Annotated in this window: 14 protein-coding genes; 10 read left to right on the top strand and 4 right to left on the bottom strand. The window is 63.6% G+C overall.

Going from position 1 to position 17,224, the window contains the following annotated elements; all coding sequences use genetic code 11:
• Positions 1 to 83 precede the first annotated feature (83 nt).
• Genes DARO_RS21990 through DARO_RS18450 form a run of 4 tightly spaced genes read right to left on the bottom strand, consistent with a single transcriptional unit; the run spans position 84 to position 8,655 of the window.
• On the bottom strand, positions 84 to 1,649 hold the full coding sequence (locus DARO_RS21990) for a hypothetical protein (RefSeq protein ID WP_011289345.1): 1,566 nt from the start codon (positions 1,647 to 1,649) through the stop codon (positions 84 to 86).
• Positions 1,650 to 1,702: 53 nt separating this feature from the next.
• Positions 1,703 to 2,368, bottom strand: a complete 666-nt coding sequence (locus tag DARO_RS18460; protein WP_011289344.1) for a D-Ala-D-Ala carboxypeptidase family metallohydrolase — start codon at positions 2,366 to 2,368, stop codon at positions 1,703 to 1,705.
• Positions 2,365 to 7,782: a DUF7379 domain-containing protein gene (locus DARO_RS18455; protein WP_011289343.1), complete on the bottom strand. Its 5,418-nt coding sequence runs from the start codon at positions 7,780 to 7,782 to the stop codon at positions 2,365 to 2,367. Before DARO_RS18455 ends, DARO_RS18460 begins: the two co-directional genes overlap by 4 nt.
• Before the next feature lie 36 nt (positions 7,783 to 7,818).
• Positions 7,819 to 8,655 (bottom strand): caspase family protein, encoded by an 837-nt coding sequence (locus DARO_RS18450; protein ID WP_011289342.1) that lies wholly within the window; start codon positions 8,653 to 8,655, stop codon positions 7,819 to 7,821.
• A gap of 662 nt (positions 8,656 to 9,317) precedes the next feature.
• Between DARO_RS18450 and DARO_RS18445 the strand changes: the two genes are divergently transcribed.
• The 10 genes from DARO_RS18445 to DARO_RS18405 are packed head-to-tail and all read left to right on the top strand — an operon-like array spanning position 9,318 to position 17,221.
• Positions 9,318 to 9,890: a Pvc16 family protein gene (locus tag DARO_RS18445; protein WP_011289341.1), complete on the top strand. Its 573-nt coding sequence runs from the start codon at positions 9,318 to 9,320 to the stop codon at positions 9,888 to 9,890.
• Positions 9,887 to 10,885, top strand: a complete 999-nt coding sequence (locus tag DARO_RS18440) for a hypothetical protein (RefSeq protein ID WP_011289340.1) — start codon at positions 9,887 to 9,889, stop codon at positions 10,883 to 10,885. The genes DARO_RS18445 and DARO_RS18440 overlap by 4 nt, the downstream gene beginning before the upstream one ends.
• Before the next feature lie 14 nt (positions 10,886 to 10,899).
• The gene (locus tag DARO_RS18435; RefSeq protein WP_011289339.1) at positions 10,900 to 12,849 is read left to right on the top strand and encodes a phage tail sheath C-terminal domain-containing protein; all 1,950 of its coding nucleotides are present in this window, start codon (positions 10,900 to 10,902) and stop codon (positions 12,847 to 12,849) included.
• A 30-nt stretch (positions 12,850 to 12,879) separates the two neighbouring features.
• Positions 12,880 to 13,320: a phage tail protein gene (locus tag DARO_RS18430; RefSeq protein ID WP_011289338.1), complete on the top strand. Its 441-nt coding sequence runs from the start codon at positions 12,880 to 12,882 to the stop codon at positions 13,318 to 13,320.
• A gap of 20 nt (positions 13,321 to 13,340) precedes the next feature.
• Positions 13,341 to 13,784, top strand: a complete 444-nt coding sequence (locus tag DARO_RS18425) for a phage tail protein (RefSeq protein WP_011289337.1) — start codon at positions 13,341 to 13,343, stop codon at positions 13,782 to 13,784.
• Positions 13,785 to 13,798: 14 nt separating this feature from the next.
• Complete coding sequence (locus DARO_RS23180) at positions 13,799 to 13,969, top strand: DUF5908 family protein (protein ID WP_011289336.1); 171 nt, start codon at positions 13,799 to 13,801, stop codon at positions 13,967 to 13,969.
• 1 nt (position 13,970) lies between these two features.
• The gene (locus DARO_RS18420; RefSeq protein WP_011289335.1) at positions 13,971 to 14,711 is read left to right on the top strand and encodes a CIS tube protein; all 741 of its coding nucleotides are present in this window, start codon (positions 13,971 to 13,973) and stop codon (positions 14,709 to 14,711) included.
• A gap of 3 nt (positions 14,712 to 14,714) precedes the next feature.
• Positions 14,715 to 16,439, top strand: coding sequence for a type VI secretion system tip protein VgrG (gene vgrG / locus DARO_RS18415; protein ID WP_011289334.1), 1,725 nt, complete (start codon positions 14,715 to 14,717; stop codon positions 16,437 to 16,439).
• A gap of 19 nt (positions 16,440 to 16,458) precedes the next feature.
• Positions 16,459 to 16,737, top strand: coding sequence for a PAAR domain-containing protein (locus DARO_RS18410; RefSeq protein ID WP_011289333.1), 279 nt, complete (start codon positions 16,459 to 16,461; stop codon positions 16,735 to 16,737).
• Positions 16,738 to 16,774: 37 nt separating this feature from the next.
• Positions 16,775 to 17,221 (top strand): GPW/gp25 family protein, encoded by a 447-nt coding sequence (locus tag DARO_RS18405; RefSeq protein ID WP_011289332.1) that lies wholly within the window; start codon positions 16,775 to 16,777, stop codon positions 17,219 to 17,221.
• Positions 17,222 to 17,224: the final 3 nt, after the last annotated feature.

Genomic DNA, 17,224 nt, shown 5'->3' with positions numbered 1-17,224 from the left:
ATGTTTTTGGGCTAATTTCGCTAGCGGGCGGTGTTCGTGGTTGCTGGATTTCGTCCGGATTGCCAAATAGAACAGGCGTTGGCTCAAGCTGAGATGGTAGCAAACAACGGGGCCAGCACTTGCTCGGTTCCGAGAGGCGCGATTCCTTGCTGGGCCAGCCAGACGAAGCGCCCGGCCGGTGCCTGGCTCGTCGCCGCCTGGGCGGCAGCCATTTCGGTGCGGTCGTTGACCAGCACGACGACGCACTTCAGGTCGGGGGCAGTGGACAGGGTTTCCAGTTCGTACAGGCAGCCCTTGTTGGCGGCGACGAAGTTCCGCAGGTCCATCAGCACGACATCGCTGGCCCGCAGCAGTCCGGCGAGGGCGTGTTGCCAGGTGGTGTCGTGGCAGTAACACTCATTGACCCGGTAACGGCCTTCGGCATCGGGTTGGAGTTCAAAGCTGGACAGTCGGCGGTCTACATCGCCGGCTTGGAGGATGAAACGCTCGGCCAGGCGCCCATCGAGGAAGGTGAAGATATCTTCGGCGTCGATGGTCCGGTCAACAAGATCGGTGCCGGCAATCAGCACAGTGTTGCCGGTCAGGCGCCAGCGTTCGATCACCCGGTCGAAAAGATCCTGAACATTAGCATCCTGCTGAAAGACGCGAAGGACGAGCAGGGTCGGTGGTCGCCCGGGCGGGCGTTGGCCGGTGGTGGCCTGCATGACTTTGGCGCCGAGCGGAATCCACAGTAGCGGCAGAAAATCGACCAGTGCGCCCCAGCCGAGGCTGGCGATGGCGCCGATCGCCGGGCCGGTCAGCGCGATGGCCCAGACGGCGGTGAACAGGTAGAACAGTTCGGAAATCTGTCGTCGGGCATAGGCGCCGGCCAGCCAGCGGCAGATTGCCAAAGCAGGCCACCAGGCGATCAGCCACGGGGCGAGGGCGAACAGTGCGATGCCGCCGACCGGCGGCAGCCAGCCAACCAGCCAGTAGATCAGCGGGCTGCCTTGCTCGACCAGCAGGTTGAGCAGATCGACGCCGGCTTGTGAGGCCCAGCACAGGAGGATGAACAGCGGCGCCAGCCAGGGGCCGACGGCGCGGGTGGCGCCGCCGAGGCATAGCGCGGTGACGACGATCAGCGGCAGGCCAATGTCGAATGACATCCAGAAGAAGACCTGAGCGAAGCTGATGTTTTCATTGGTTCGCCAGGTGAGCAGCGCAACGGCGGCGACGAACCAGAGCAGCAGTGTGCCGACCAGCCGCCGGCGTCGCCAGCGGTCAATGACGGCGATTACCGGGATGACCGGCCAGGCGTAGGCTGCACCCAATGTCATGACGGTTTTGAGGGTGACTGGCCCGTCGGCGATCAGTTGCGTGATGATCGTCCGGGTCAGTGCCATCAACAGGGTCAGTGCGATGAAGGCGGCGACCAGATTGCGCCGGGCGCGCCGGTTGTCGTCGAGGCTGAGCGGTATCGGTGGTGCCTGCCCGGTGCTGACGGGTATGAGCGTCGTCGATGCATCCACTTTCGCAGTCGACGGCGAATTCTGGATGATTTTCATCAGCCGCTGCATCGTCGCACGGTAGCGGCTGGCGACAATCAGGGCCCCGATGACCGACAGGAAAGTGGCAATGATCAGCAGGGTCGCAATCTTGCCGGGCAGCATGGCTAGTGGCTTCCCTGGATCGATTCAGTGTCTCGGCGCATCGCTGGTCCCGCCTAGGTCATCGCGCTCAGGCCGCTGACGTAGACCAGGCGGCCCGTTGCGGCATCACGCACATAGCTCAGGCATTGCTTGCGGTTGGCGCCGGTGCCGGGCGGTTTCAGCGAAATGTGCACCCAGCCGGAGTTGGGGCCTTTGGCCGGGTCGTAGCATTCGCAGATGATCTGGTCGAAATCGGCCAGGTGCTCACGCGCCCAGGCGGCCAGTTCCAGTGTCGCCATGCCGGCGATCTCGATGTCGCAGGCCTCGCCGCGGGCATGCTGGCTGGTGCTCAGCCAGGTGGCCGGCTTGTTCTTCAGGGAGCGTTCCAGACTCTGGCTGCGATAGACGCTGTTCGGCGAAAACGAGCCGAACTTGTCGCGGATTGCTTGCAGTACGTGGCGGGCGAGATGAATCGCGGCGCGTAGTTCGGCGTCGCTGGCAAAGCTGTTGTCGATGCCCTGGCGGGCTGCCAGATCGGAGCGGGTCAGTTCATAGACCCGGAAGTTGGGCGCGATCAGGGCGCGGGGTGAGAGGCTGCTCAGGGAAATCTGCTCAAGCGGCGTTTTGGAGAAGTCGGGCGCCACATCGCGAGCAATCGGTGCAGGTGCCGAGCGTTTGCGGCGGAAGATTCTGGGCTTCGCTTCAAGCGCAGCGGGGGCTTTTTTCGGACGCGGGCTCATGACAGGTTCTCCTGAATCTGTTCGAGGATGCGCCGGTTCGCCTTGTCATCCGGCGCCCACAGGGCGAGCAGGAAGTCGATATGCTCGGCCACCGACGACACTTCGCGCGGGCTGGCGCCGCGGGCGATGGCGTTGCGGTAGGCGTGCAGCACGGCGACGCCTGGTGCCGGCGATGCTGCCTCGCCGCGTTTTCGTGGTGGCGCCGCAGGTTGTGACAGCAGCTTGATCAGTTGCAGGTCGGCCAGGCTGGCGCTGTCCCAGAAGTTTGGATCAGCTTCGTTGCGCTGGGCCAGTTCGCGCAGCAGGCTGTCGAGTTCGCGCTGCATGGCAACCGGGTCGGCTGCCGCCGGCGATTCGCCGCGCTGGGCGGTGAGCAGGGCGCCGGCCAGCCAGTTGGTGAAGGCGTAGGCATCGTGCCGCCGTTCGTAGGCCAGCCGGTAGTGCTGGGCCATGTTGACCAGCGCTTCCATGCGGCGTGGACCTTCTTCCTCGACCAGGGCCAGTCGTTTGTAGGCACTGCCCAGCAGGTTCAGGCGTTCGACGGTGGGGGCGCGCCGGCACAGGGTGTCGAGATCGAGAATGGCCGATTCAATCAAGTCGGCCTGCTCGCCACGCAGTTTTTCGCGTGTCTTGGCGGCCTTGCGACTGGCGCTCTGCCACAGTTCGGCGGCATAGCGCACGCGGAAATTGGCGTACTGCTCCAGCGCGCGCATCGGGCAATCGCCCTGGTCGGCCGTCAGTGCCTTTTCCAGGCAGGCGATGGCTTCCGGCCAGCAGCGGGCTTCGCCCCAGGCCAGACCGAGCGCGGCCTGCACGTCGGCCCGGGCCAGCCAGCTGGCCTTCTGGTTGGCAGGAATGCGCGCCAGACGTCGTTCGATCTTGCCGCTGGCGTCGTCTGTTGCTCCGGCACGCTGGTCGGCCGCGACGTTTTCAAATTCAGCGACCAGTTCGTGGGCCGTGGCGAACGGTGTGACGATGTGCTGCGGTGCCGAACCATCGCGGTGGAAGCGGAAGTCCGGATCGCCGTAGCACTGGTAGGCACCCCAGGTATTGACGTCCGGGAAGCGTTGCCAGACGTCTTCGCGGGCGACGCGGACCGCTTCGCCGAAGGTTTCGCCGGACAGCATGCCACGGTAGAAAGTGGCGGCGAAAGCCTGCCCGGCCCGGTCATCCACTGCCCAACCGGCGGCGATCACGGCACGCACGCCCATGCGGATGAATTCTTCGCCGAGGTTGGCGGCCAGGCCAAGGCGGTCGAGATCGCGATTGCCGTCGACGCGTCCAAGGTGGCAGCAATTGACGAAGACCAGTTCCGGCACGAAACGCATTTGCGCGATGTCGCCTGGGGTCAGGAAATTGTCCGGACCGATCACCATGCCGGAGACCTTGCCGGCCGCTACCGGGAATTCATGCACGCCATGCCCAGCCAGATGCAGGATGCGCCAGCTGTTCTTGTGCAGCGACTCCATGATCGGCGTTGCCGTCTGTTCGATGCAGTCGAGTACATCGTAACCATCGGCGGTCAGTTGTTCGGCCACCTGCTGCGCCTCGTCGCGGGCGCCGGGCAGGTCGCAGAAATCGGGGCTGTTCTGCAGATCGGGGTTGCCGATGACCAGCGCCGTGTTGGCGAGGCCGTGGGCCGGCCGTTGCCGGAAATCGGCGGTGCGGAACTGGCGGACGAAGCCGGCGGCGACTGAGGGCGGACGTTCGCCGACACTCCAGCGGTTTTCGAGCAGTTCCCATGGATAGCGGGCCGACTGGCTGTCGACGATGACGACCAGGTTGCCTTGCTGTGGCGACAGTTCGCGCAGGCGCAGCGGCAACAGCATTTCGTACAGCGTCTTGGCCGCTTCGGAGTTCTGGCCGGTGTCGCGGCTGGCAATCTTGACGAAGGCATCGGCCAGGGCCAGTTGCCCGGTGGCGAGTGTTTCTTCGGCGCGGGCCCGGTCGGTCGGGAAAAGGAAGCGCAGACGGTCGTCCTGGCGGACGATTTCGAGGCGTTGGTACCACTCGTTGGGGGTATCGAAGCGCACCCGGCGACGGCCAGCCTGGGCGGTTTCAACGCAGCCGGACGGCCAGACGAACGCCGGTGCCAGCTGTTCGTTGAGCAGGATGCGACCGAGTGCCTCGGCGGCTGAAATGGCGACGTCCTCATACAGTTCGAGCAGTTCGAGACGGTCGATCAGCACGCGGCCTTCCAGCCTGTGTTCAGCCAGCGCATGGTTGGTGGCCACCGCGGCGCGCAGCATGGCTTCCAGCGAATCGCCGATCGGCAGGCCGCCGGCACCGGTTCCGACGAGCAGGCAGGTGACAGCCGCCGAGCGTGGCCGGCCTTCTTCGCCAAAGCGTGCATCGGGCCAGTAGGCGACCTTCAGTGCGAAATCGAGCAGGGCGTCGCGCACCGAGGATTCGAGCAGGCCGGGGCTGAGCCCGCCAATCTGGCCGAGACCGACGACGAGCGCGCCCATCGGCTTGGCCGTTGGCGAATCATTGAGGAAAACGGTGTGACTGCCGAGCGGCCCGGGGTAGATGCCGAGATCGAGCCGCCGGGTCAGGTGGTTGCCGAGCTGGCGGTCGAGCACCGCTTCGGCACTGATCACCGTGTCGCCCTGATAGTGGCCGACAAGCACCGGATGGCGGGCATAGGTCAGGTTGCCGTGGCGGATGCTGACCTCGATCGGTGGCAATTGCCGTTCGCCTTCGGCCAGTTCGGGCAGTTGTCCGGAGAAGCCAAGGCCGGCCATGTCGTCGGGCGACGGAATGCCATCGGCCGGTGGCGCTGGTGGCAGCACGAAGCGTTCTTCGCCGGCGGCCGCGCGGCTACGGGCCGGGGGGGCGCTGGGCAGCAGGCTGGTCTGGCCATTGACCAGAATGTCGAGATAGCCGGGGAAAGCCTTGGGCTGGGCACACAGCATGTCGTGTGCCGTGTTATCGACGTACCAGACCGGTACGCCAGGCAGGCGGCCGGAGGCCCAGGCGACCGTGCCGTCGCCCTCGCGGGTGGCGATGAATTCAAGGCGCTTGAGATCGGGGCGGAAGGGGATGTCGCCAGCACTGAGCTGATAGTCGATCACCGTGGCTGGTTGGCAGCCGGCAACATAGACCATGTGTTGCGGATCGGGTGGGGCGGCCTTGAGGAAATTCCAGGTGGTGGCCGCTTCCTGGAGGTCCGTGATTTCGGCAGTGTCCCAGCGGGCGCCGAGTTCCTTGCGTAGCGCTGTCCACCGCGACTGGTCGGCGAAATCCGGATCGTCCGGGGCGAAGGGCAGCAGTTCGAGCAGACCAGGGTAGCGGGCGACCAGACCGATGATCTGGTCTGTGCTTTGGGTGATGTCGAGCAACGACAGCTTGCCCTCGGTCGGGTTGAAACCGGTCAGCCAGCGCACCGCTTCGTAGGAGCCGAGGTTGGGTGTGCCGAGCATCAGGAAGCGGCTGCCGGGCAGGCGGATGATGCGTTTCCACAGCGCCGTGCCGGCGCCGCCGTCGGCGATCATCGATCGAACGACCAGGCCGCCCATCGAGTGGGCGACCAGGCGCAGCGGCTGGCCGGAACGTTCGGCCTGGCTGACCAGCGGTTCGAGCGTGACCGCCAGTTTCGCCGCCGCCTTGCGGACGGAGAAACGCCAGTCGTAGGGGAAGATTTCGACCTGATGACTGCGTGCCAGGAATTCGACCAGCGGGCCATAGAACTGGTCGACCAGCCCGACCGGCGTGACCTCGTCGCGGCCCATGGCGATCTTTTTCAGGCCGCCCTTGAGCAACGCCCAGTAGTTCAGCCAGACGGCGCCGTCGCCGGCCTTCAGTTCGCTGCCCATGGTGCCGGGCAGCATGACGGCAATCGGCCGTGGCTTGTTGCCGCCGCGACTGCGCGTGACCGCCGCCGCACAACGTGGGCCGAGATAGCCTTTGGGTCCAATGGGCTGGAAGCCGCCGCTGTCGCCGTCGGTGCGGGTCAGGCCGGCACGCAGCCAGCGCACGCTCTGCTCGTTGGTGAAATAGCGGAAGTGATTGACCTTGGGGCCCTGATCCTGACGGACGCGGGCTCCATTGCCGAGGCGCGGCAGGCCGCCGCTCATCGAGGCGGTATCGACCACGAGGTCGTGTTCATTCTTGTAGAACCAGTCGGTGGCGAGCACCTTCAGGGTGTTCCACAGGCCATCCCCAGCCTGGATGTCGCCGGCGATCACTGACAGGTCGGCGCTGCTGACCAGTTCCGGCGTGTTGTTGAGCAGGCGGGTCAGGGCCGAGCCGGGCATCATCGCCTCGACGCCGGGCAGGGTGCGCGGGTCGGTGCGCTCCTTGACGACGGCGAGCAGGAAGTCGAGGCCGTCGGCAAACAGACCATCGCCGGTGGCCGCGGTTGCAACGTAGTCGAGCACCGACAGCCAGCGGTCGAGACGGCCGGACGCTAGTGTGGTGCCACGGGCCGGACAGGCGACCCGGACGAAGCGGCCGACGCGCAGTTTCTTCTGGCTGAAGACATCGATCAGTTCGAGCAACAGCTGGCGATCGTTGTCGTAGGCAGCGTCACGGGCCTTCATCTCGTCATCGGACAGTGGCAGCAGGCCGAGTTGCGGTGCCAGCGTGCGGTCGGCGGCGAACAGCGTCTTGACCTGTTCGCCGCTCAAGGTGTTGGCGAGGTCCGCACAGCCGGACAGGGCCATCACTTCACCAACCAGCCCGCCACGTGAATGGCTGACCAGATGGATTTCCGCGCCTTCCGGCAGACGCTTGGCCAGGGCCAGCGCATTGTTGATCGGGCTTTCCGTCAGCGTCCGGTGTTCGAGCGAGAAGACGCGGTCGCGATAGGTCGGCAACAGCGCTTCGCGCAAGCGCGCACCTTCGGTATTGCCGGCCTCCCACAGCTTGCCGAAACTGCCCTCGCCGGACGAGGCGGTGCCGTGCAGGAAAACCAGCAGCGGACCGGAATTGGCCGGAATGTTCTCGTTGTCGGCGACCGGTTTCAGGGAAAATTCGCCAGCCAGATCGACCCGGTAGAAGCCGGGAGCGTGCTTGCCGAGCAGCTTTTCCTCGAAATGCCTGCCCAGCTTGCCGGCCGATTTTTCAGCCAGATCGACACCAAAAAAGTCGAGGACGCGGATCGCCAGCCCGCCGAGGCCGCGCTCGCTGCTCGCCGTGTGGCGCGGCGTCAGGCGGCTGAGGTCCCAGGCGTCGCTGCCATCGCGCGCCGGCGGCGTTCCGAAGTCACGCGACAGGTCATCGACCCGGCTCCACAGCACAAAGCCGTTGTCGAGTTCGACCCGGACAACGGTGTCGCCGCTGACCTCCACTTGATCCCCGCTGCCATCCCGGGCGGTTCCCGGCTGCAAACGGAACATCGGTTGCGGGCCGCCGATGGTGTGGCGAACGACGTCTTCGCGGCTGCCGCGAATCTTGTAGAGGCGCTGGGACATGCGAGTCTCCTTGTCAGGACAGTGGCGGCAGATGGCTTATTCGAAAATCTTGCCCTTGCGTGCGCCGGTGCTACCAACTAGTTGCGGCACTTGGGAATAGCTGGCCGAAGGCAGGTATTTGCCGATGGCCTTGTACCAGTCGACGTAAGTGGCACCTTCCTTCATGTTTTTCAGGGCCTTCAGCGCGTAGTAGGTGAAGGCGCCGTTGAAGCGCCCCTTGATTTTGGCGTCGTAGCTGAAATTGTTGGGGCCTTCCTTGCAGCCTGCTAGCAGCAAATCGCCGAGCTGGTTGGTCCGGGCCGCAGCCAACAGCGGCGAAGACCCGGCCGGTGCGGTCATCGTGGCGGCTGTCTTGCCTGCGCGGTTCTTGGGCAGCAGCTTTTCCGGCAGCCAGTTGCCCATCGGCATGAAGCGTGGCCGGAAATCGGCATCCTTCTCGGCCTTGGCGGCGCGGGTGACGGTACCGGAATGGCAGCTATCCGAGATCAGCACAAGGCGCACACCGCTCTTGCGGGTATTGAAAATGGCGTGGATTTCATCATCGATCAGGGCTTCGCCCTTGGTCTGCAGATCGTAGGGGCAGAGCGCCTCGTCGAGTCCGTCAGCCTCATCGCCGTCGGTGTCGGGCTGGTAGGTGCCGTGCCCGGAATAGGTGATGACCAGCGTATCGCCCTTGGCGCCCTTGCCGATCAGATCGCTCATGGCCTTGACCATGGCGGCCTTGGTCGCCTGGTCGTCAAGCAGCGTCGTTACCTTGAAACCGCGTTCAGCCAGAACGCCAGCCCAGTCGTTGGCGTCATTGACGCAACCCTGCAAATCCATGTCGGTGCCGGGGTAGTTGTTGATGCCGATGCAAAGTGCTTTTTTTGCCATGGTGAGTCTCCTTACGGTTCAGTCATTGGTGCAGTTGGATTGCCGGCAGGCTGCCGGCAATGACTCAGGAACAGAACTTCTGGTCGACCGAAGTGGTCGGCCCGCGGGCAGGAGGGGGGGTGAAGGATTTTGTCCGGCCGGCAGTCGCTATTGAGGCTTCGCGTCCCGGCGTTTGCTTGATAAATGGCGACGTGAAAAATAGGCTGCATGACTCACCTTTCAGGACATTGTGCTGCGGTTCTTGTCGTCAGGTAAACAATGTGGCGGCATGTCTTGTCGAAACGCGACCAGCGATTTGTTGGAGTGCAATTGACTATTGACTTGTCATTTCCGAATTTGGTTCAAGCGATGGTACCAATAAAACGACATTTTGTGATCTGTCGCTAAAATCAGACAACTTGCGGATAAATATACTTCATCTTATGGTTTCGCAGAGAACAAACGTTTTAATTGGTGTTGTTGAATTTGTTATTTCTTCGGGTGGCTATTTTCGATCTGCATCAGAAATTATGCATATTGAAAATATCGGTGACAAAAAATATTTCCTGTGCTTTACTGAAATTTACGTTTCTGCGACACAAATTTGAAGTTTGTTTCGACACGGTGCTGGCGTCTTGTTTCCGGCTCGCCAGCCCCCGGTTCATAGCGATGAGAGAGGCGGCATGCTGGATGTAGCGGTGTCCTTCCTGGCAGATCAATTCAATGCCTACCTGTTGCGCCGGACCGGTTCGGCCTCGTTGGGCCAGGCTGTTCCGGGCGGCATCCTAGATGACAAGGGCAATCTGGCCATTGCCAGCGGTACCGTGGCGCTGAGCCTGGTCAATATCGAGGAAGAGCGCGTCATGCGCGAGCAGGTGCCGGCCCGGATTATCAGCAATGGTCGCGAGATGGTGCTGCAGCCAGAACTGAAGCTGAACCTGACGCTGCTTTTCGCGGCCCGGATGAATGACTACCCGCTGACGCTGAAGGCCTTGTCGAACGTGCTGACCTTTTTTCAGTCGCACCCGGTGTTCAGTGCCGACGATTACCCGGCACTTGATTCCCGCATCGGCAAGATCGTCATGGAGTTGTACAGCGTGACGCCGGAAACCCTGAACCAGATCTGGGCCAGCGTCGGTGCCAAGTACCAGCCTTCGGTGCTCTACCGAGCGCGGTTGGTCACCATCCAGGATCAGGAGCCGTTCATGCCGGGCGCACCGATCACCGACATCGGGCTGGAGCTGCACGAAAAATGAGCATCCATTTCCGTACCCTTTTCGAAGTCGAAATCGAGCACGCTTACTACCGGGGACTTTGTAGCGACATCGATTTCGTGGTGCCGGGTGCGGAGCAGGCACTGGCTGCCGGCAAGCTGCTGACGCGGGTGCGGGACGGCCGTTTGCGCGTGCTGTTCGAGGCCGACGATGCCGGCAATGCCCTGCGCGACATTCATGGCGCGACCTTTCTGATCGGCCTGCGCGTGGCCAATCCCTACTTTGCTAATTTCACCGAAGCACCGGTCGCATCCGGTGGGCTGGTCCTTTACGGCAACCGGAATGCCCCGCGCAGTCTCGATCCGGCGCTGGCTGCCGGGTTCATCGCGCCGCACCAGCGGATCGCACCGGGTCAGGCCGCAAGGCCGCTGACCCTGAGCTGGCAGTACGGGGGCAGCCCACTGGTCGAACAGACGCTGGTGGCCGGTCAGGACGAGGCCACCTTTGAAACCCGCGAATGGCCGACGGGGCGATATGCCTTGCTTGAAACGGCGGGTGCCCACGCGCAGACCTCGCACTGGCTGCACTCGCCGACGCTGGCGGGAGAGCAGCTGTGGGGCGTCGTCGCGTTGACGGTGGATCGCGGTTTCTACGCCAATCCGCCGGTTTTCCGCATCGCGCTGCAGGCCCGCAGCGAGCAGCTGCAGTATTACGTCGTGGCGCGCAACTTCGGCGCCGCTGAATTCGGCCAGTTGCAACTGGCCGATGCTGGCGCAGGAGAACAGGGGCGGACCGCACTCAATTTCGACAAGATCACCAGCGATCACTTTACGGACAACGATCTGCCTGCCGCGTCCCTCGGTGATGCCGGCACCCGCATCGTGCTCTTCCAGTCGCAGCTGCCGGTCGCCCGGCGGGCTGGCGGCTATCGCAAGCTTCAACTGAGGCGCAACGCCGAAGTTCTCGTCCAGCATCTGCCCCAGGCCGGTTCCGACCGGGCGCAGGCGCGTTTCATCGTCCACCTCGCCAAACCTTAGAAGGGGGTCAGTCCATGCCAACCTACCGTACTCCGGATGTTTACATTGAGGAAATTTCGGTCTTCCCGCCCTCGGTCGCCGAGGTGGAAACCGCGATCCCGGCCTTTGTCGGCTACACCGCCAACACCACGCTGATCTCCGCCGGCGATCTGCTCAATGTGCCGCGCCGCATCAAGTCCCTGCTCGAATTCGAGGCCTATTACGGCAAGGGGCCGAGCTATACCGTGACGGCGGCCAATATCGACGAAGCCGGCAACTTCCTGACAGCCGACATCAGCAACAGCTATTTCATGTACGACAGCCTGCGGTTGTTCTACGACAACGGGGGCGGCGACTGTTACATCGTCTCGGTCGGTGCCTACAAGACCAGCGGCTCGCCAGTGCTGCGCGACGAGATCAAGGCTGGCGTGCAGGCCGTGGCCAAGGTCGATGAACCGACCATCCTGCTTTTCCCCGATGCTGCGACACTGGGTGCCGACGATCTGGCCGCCGTGCAGCAGGAAGCGTTGAAGCAATGCGGCGAGCTGAAGGACCGCATGGCGGTGCTCGATCTGCGCCAGGGCGACCCGAACGGCGCCAGCTTCCGCGACAAGATCGGCATCAACAACCTGAAATACGGTGCCGCCTACACCCCCTGGCTGAAGCTCAACTACAACAAGTCGGTTGGCTACGCGCAGGTCAAGGACAAGATTTTCAAGAACGGCATTCAGGTGCCGCTCAAGGATCTGACCACCGAACCGCAACTGCTCGCCGCCCTGACCGCGCTCGATGAACTGACCGCCGACAGCACGGCGTTGGCCGCCGCCGTCAGCGCCTATGCCGGGCCCGGTGAAACGCTGAGCAGCGCTTTCGCCAAGAAACTGGCCATCTACAAGGGCAAGGCTGCGCCGGTACCGGCCGATGCCGCACTGCTCTTCGAATACGTTTTCGGCATTGCCAAGCTGGTCGATGGCTTCGTCGATGCCTCGCCGCTGAGCAACGCCAAGTTGGTCACCGACATCAACACCATGATCGCCGGCACGCTGGCCCCCGCCTTCTCCAGCCTGATCGCGCTGGAAAAGGAAATGGCGGCCGATATCGTGACCGCCGGCGGCGCCTATACCGTCGAATGGGACCAGAACAACCCGCCGGCCACCGCCGCCTGGGGCGCCATCTTCGGGGCCAGCGCTCCGCTTGCATCGAACGGCAATACCGCCGGCGCGACAGTCAAGGACGTGATGGACAGCGCCTTGCTCGGGCTGCAAAAGGGCTTTTCTGCCGCCAGCGGCGCGATTGCCAGCATCGTTTCGGCCATCGCCAACTACCGCACTCTCAACGAGCAGACCCTGTTCGAGAACTTCCTGCCCTACCGCAATGTGATCAACGGCATCGGCTCGACGCTGACCCTGTGCCCGCCGAGCGGCGCCATCGCCGGCATCTATGCCCTGGTCGACAACCAGCGCGGTGTCTGGAAAGCACCGGCCAATGTCAGCCTGAACGGCGTCATCGCCCCGGCCAGCAGCTTCACCACCAGCGAAACCGATGCGCTGAATGTCGATGCCACCGGCGGCAAGTCGATCAACGCCATCCGCGCCTTCGTCGGCAAGGGGACGCTGGTCTGGGGTGCCCGCACGCTGGCAGGCAACGACAACGAATGGCGTTACATCTCGGTCCGTCGCTTCTTCAACATGGTCGAGGAGTCGATCAAGAAGTCGACCTACTGGGCTGTCTTCGAGCCGAACGATGCCAATACCTGGGTCAAGGTCCGCGGCATGATCGAGAACTACCTGACGCAGAAATGGCGCGAAGGCGCGCTGGCTGGCGCGGCACCGAAGGATGCCTTCTTCGTGCGCTGTGGACTGGGCGTGACGATGAGCGCCCAGGACATCCTGGAAGGGCGGATGAATGTCGAGATCGGCATGGCGGTTGTCCGGCCGGCTGAATTCATCATCCTGAAGTTCTCCCACAAGCTGCAGACCAGCTGATTCGAACCCTGACGCGAAAGGACATTCACCATGCCCGTACAAGCCCAATATCCGCTGCCGGTCTTCCACTTCCGTGTCGAGTGGGGCGGCACCCGCATCGGTTTCTCGGAAGTTTCCGGCCTGACCCAGGAAGTCCAGGCCATCGAATACCGCGACGGCAGTTTCCCGGAGTATTCGTCGATCAAGATGCCCGGCCTGCGCAAATACAGCAACATCACGCTGAAGCGCGGCGTCATCAAGTCCGACAACGACTTCTTCAAGTGGCTGTCGACAGTCACGATGAACACCGTCGAACGCCGTGACCTGACGATCAGCCTGCTCGACGAAGCGCACAACCCGGTGATGACCTGGAAAGTGAATCGCGCCTTCCCGGTCAAGGTCGAAGGGCCGCAGCTCAAGGCCGCCGGCAACGAAGTGGCGATCGAGACCATCGAACTGGCCCATGAAGGGCTGACGGTCGAGAACACCTGATCGACTGAACGCAGACCGCCATGGCCTCCTACTACCCGCCGGTCGGCTTCCACTTCTCGGTGGCCTTTGTCGGCATGTCCGATCACGCCGACACGCGCTTCACCGAGGTCGGCGGGCTGTCGGTCGAGATGGGCAGCGAGGAGGTGCCGGAGGGCGGCGAAAACCGCTTCGTGCAGAAGTACCCGACCCGGGCCAAGTACCCGGAACTGGTGCTCAAGCGCGGCCTGCTGAAAAGCTCGGCAGTCTGGAACTGGGTTCGCGACTGCATCGTCGATTACAAGATCGAGTTGCGCAACGTCGACATCATCCTGCTCAACGAGGCGCACGAGCCGTTGATGACCTGGCATGTCATCGGCGCCTGGCCGACGAAATGGGCGGTTGGTGACCTCAACGCCAGCAACAACACCTATGCCGTCGAGTCGATGCAGCTGGCCTACCAGTACTTCACGGTCGACAAGAATTAGGAGCCAGAAACGAAATGCCCATCATCGTCGATGAAGTGGTGATTTCCGTCGAAGTCGGCAACGGCGAGGCTGGCGGCAGCAATGCGGCCGGTTCGGGGGGCGGATCGGCCGAGGATAAACAGGCGCTGGTCGAGGAATGCGTCGCCCGCGTGCTGGAAATCCTGCGCGAACGCGAGGAGCCGTGAGATGAGTTTCGGCCCCGCATCAGGCATGGGCGCCGGGCAAGGCAGCGGCGGCCTCGGCCAGATCGACATTGGCGGCATGCCGAACGGGACGCTGGAAAAGCTGACCATCCTGGCGCACAGCCAGCCGGACTACAGCGACCAGGCGATCGCCCGATTTGCCGCCTACGTCAATCCGGCCGAAATCACTCAGTCCTACGAAATCGAGTACGACGCCGCGCAAGGTTCCGGGACGACCAGCAGCCGGATGGAATTCAAGAAGGTCAAGCCGGGCGACCTGACGCTGACCTTCTTCATCGACGGCACCGGTGCGAATGGCGTCAAGGCCGAGGTGCAGGCCGAGGTCGAGCAGTTCCAGAAAGTGACCGGCTACAACGGCGACATCCACCGCCCGAATTATCTGAAAGTGGTCTGGGGCACGCTGCAGGTCAAGCGCTGCGTGCTGAAGAGCGCCTCGATTGCCTACAAGCTGTTCCGCGCCGACGGCGTGCCGCTGCGCGCCGTGATCACCGCCGTCTTTACCGACAATTCCGACGATCAGACGCGGGTCGCCACCGCGCAGGATCAGTCGCCGGACCTGACGCACCGCCGCATCTTCAAGGCCGGCGACCGCCTGCCGGCACTGTGCAATGCCATCTACGGCGACCCGCGGCTTTACCTGCGCGTCGCCGAAGCCAACGGGCTCGACGATTTCCGGCATATCGAGCCGGGCACCGAGCTCTTCTTTCCGCCACTGGAGAAATAGACCGTGCCGGAAACCCGCGCCCTGCCCATCGCTGCCGAACATCGCGAATTCACCGTCAAGGCCGGTGGCCAGGCGGTGCCGCGCGAGCATCAGCTGCTCTCGGTCAGCGTCACGGTCGCGGCCAACCGCATAGCCTCGGCCCGGCTGGTCTATGTCGATGGCGCCGCGTCGACCGGGCAGTTTCCGCTCAGCGACGGTGACCTGTTCACGCCGGGGCAAAGCATCGAAATCCTGGCCGGCGCCGGGCGCGACAGCACCTCGGTGTTCATCGGCACGGTCGTTCGCCAGGGCGCCCGGGTGCGGGAAGCAGCCGCCTCGCAACTGGTCGTCGATTGCAGGCACGCGGCAATGAAACTGGCCGTCACCGAGCGGTCGACCGACCATTTCGATAAAACCGACAGCGACATCATCGAAGCCGTGCTCGGCGCGGCCGGTGTCGGCACCGATGTCGAAGCGACCACGCTGCAACACAAGCAGGTCTTGCAGTATCAGAGTACGGACTGGGATTTCATCCTTGCCCGGGCACGGGCCAACGGCCAGCTGGTCTGGTGCGAAGGCGACAAGGTAGTGCTCCGCAAACCGGCGCTGACTGGCGCCACGGTGTGCACACTGCAGTACGGCGCGACGCTGCTCGAATTCGAAGGCGAAATCGACGCCCGTCTGCAGCACGGTGAATACAAGGGCACGAGCTGGGATGCAGCGAGCCAGGAGGCCGTTGAGGTGCAGGCGGCAATGCCGTCCTTTACGCCACCCGGCAACCTGAGCAGCGACGACCTGGCCGGCGTTGCCGATCAGGCTTTCGATGTGCGCCACCCGGGGCTGCCGGAAGCCGAAACGCAGGCCTGGGTCGATGGCATCGCGCTGTATCGCCGGGTCGATCAGGTTTCCGGGCGCGGCAAGTGCGAGGGCATCGCCACGGTCAAACCCGGCGTGGTCGTCGAACTGGCCGGTCTTGGCCGGCGCTTCAACGGCAAGGTGCTGGTCACCGGCGTGCGCCATGAATTCAGTCTGGTGCAGGGCTGGAAGACTCATGTGCAGTTCGGAGGCGTCGATCTTGAGGCGCCCGGAAAGGCCAGGGCCGACGGCCTGCTGCCCGGCGTTTCGGGCCTGCAGATTGGTGTCGTCACCAGCAACGAAGACCCGGATGGCGAGCATCGGGTGCGCGTCAAACTGCCGCTCCTCGGGCTGGCCAGCGACGGTCTGTGGGCTCGGGTGGCCAGCCTCGATGCCGGCGACGACCGAGGCTTCTTCTTCCGCCCCGAAATTGGCGACGAGGTGACGGTCGGTTTTCTGGCCGACGATCCGCGCCACCCAGTCATCCTCGGCATGCTGCACAGCAGTGCCAAGCCGGCGCCGCTCGAAGGCAGCGACGACAACCACGAAAAGATGCTGAAGACCCGTTCCGGTATGACCGTGCATTTTGACGACGACAAGATCGTCATGACCTTGGCCACGCCGGCCGGGAATTCGATTGTGCTCAGCGAGGACGAAAAGTCGCTGACGCTGGCCGACCAGAACGGCAACAAGATGGTCATGGACAGCGACGGCATCCATTTCGAGAGCGCCAAGGCGGTCGAAATGAAGGCGGGCACGGAAACCAAGATGGAAGCGACGGCCAGCTTCGAAATCAAGGCTGGCAGCGAATTGAAGCTTGAGGGCAGCGCCAGCGCCGAACTCAAGGGCGGCGGCATGGCCAAGTTGTCCGGCGCCATGGTTCAGATCAACTAGGTCGGGAAAGGAACGCGCGATGCCTGCAGCAGCCCGAGTCGGCGACCTCAGCAACCACGGTGGAACGATCACCGGGCCGGGCGTGCCGACCGTGATGATCGGCGGCCAGCCGGCGGCGGTGGTTGGCGACATGCACGCCTGCGTATTGCCACCCAACAGCCATCAGCCGACGGTCAGTCCATTTCCGATGGGCAGCGCGACGGTGATGATCGGCGGCCGGCCGGCGCTACGCGTTGGTGACAGCTGCCTGTGCGGCGCCTCGGCCGCTGTCGGCAGCCCGACGGTGATGATCGGATGAGGCCCGCGATGACATCTTTAGTCGAAGGAGCAGGGGCATGAGTGATCCCAGCGACCGCTACGAATCCTTCCTCGGCACCGGCTGGAGTTTTCCGCCGCGCTTTTCGCGCAGCGGCGCGGTGATGGTTTCCAACGAGGCCGACATCCATGAAAGTCTGGTCATCCTGTTCGGCACCGTGGCTGGCGAACGTCTGTTCGAGCCCAAATACGGCCTCGACATGCGCGAAATGATGTTCGAGCCGATGAGCACGACGATGCGCACCTTGCTGCTCGACCGCGTGCGCACCGCCATCCTGATCCACGAGCCGCGCATCAAGGTGATCACGCTGAGCGTCGATAGTCCCGATCCCAATACCGGCCAGTTGAACATCCAGCTGGATTACGAAGTGCGCGCCACCAACTCGCGCTTCAACCTCGTTTTCCCGTTCTACAAAACCGACAGCAACGAGCTGCGCGCGGCGATGGTGCCGGGCGGAGGGCGCTAGGAA

Source organism: Dechloromonas aromatica RCB (genome assembly GCF_000012425.1).
This window is presented reverse-complemented; position numbering and strand designations above follow the sequence as displayed.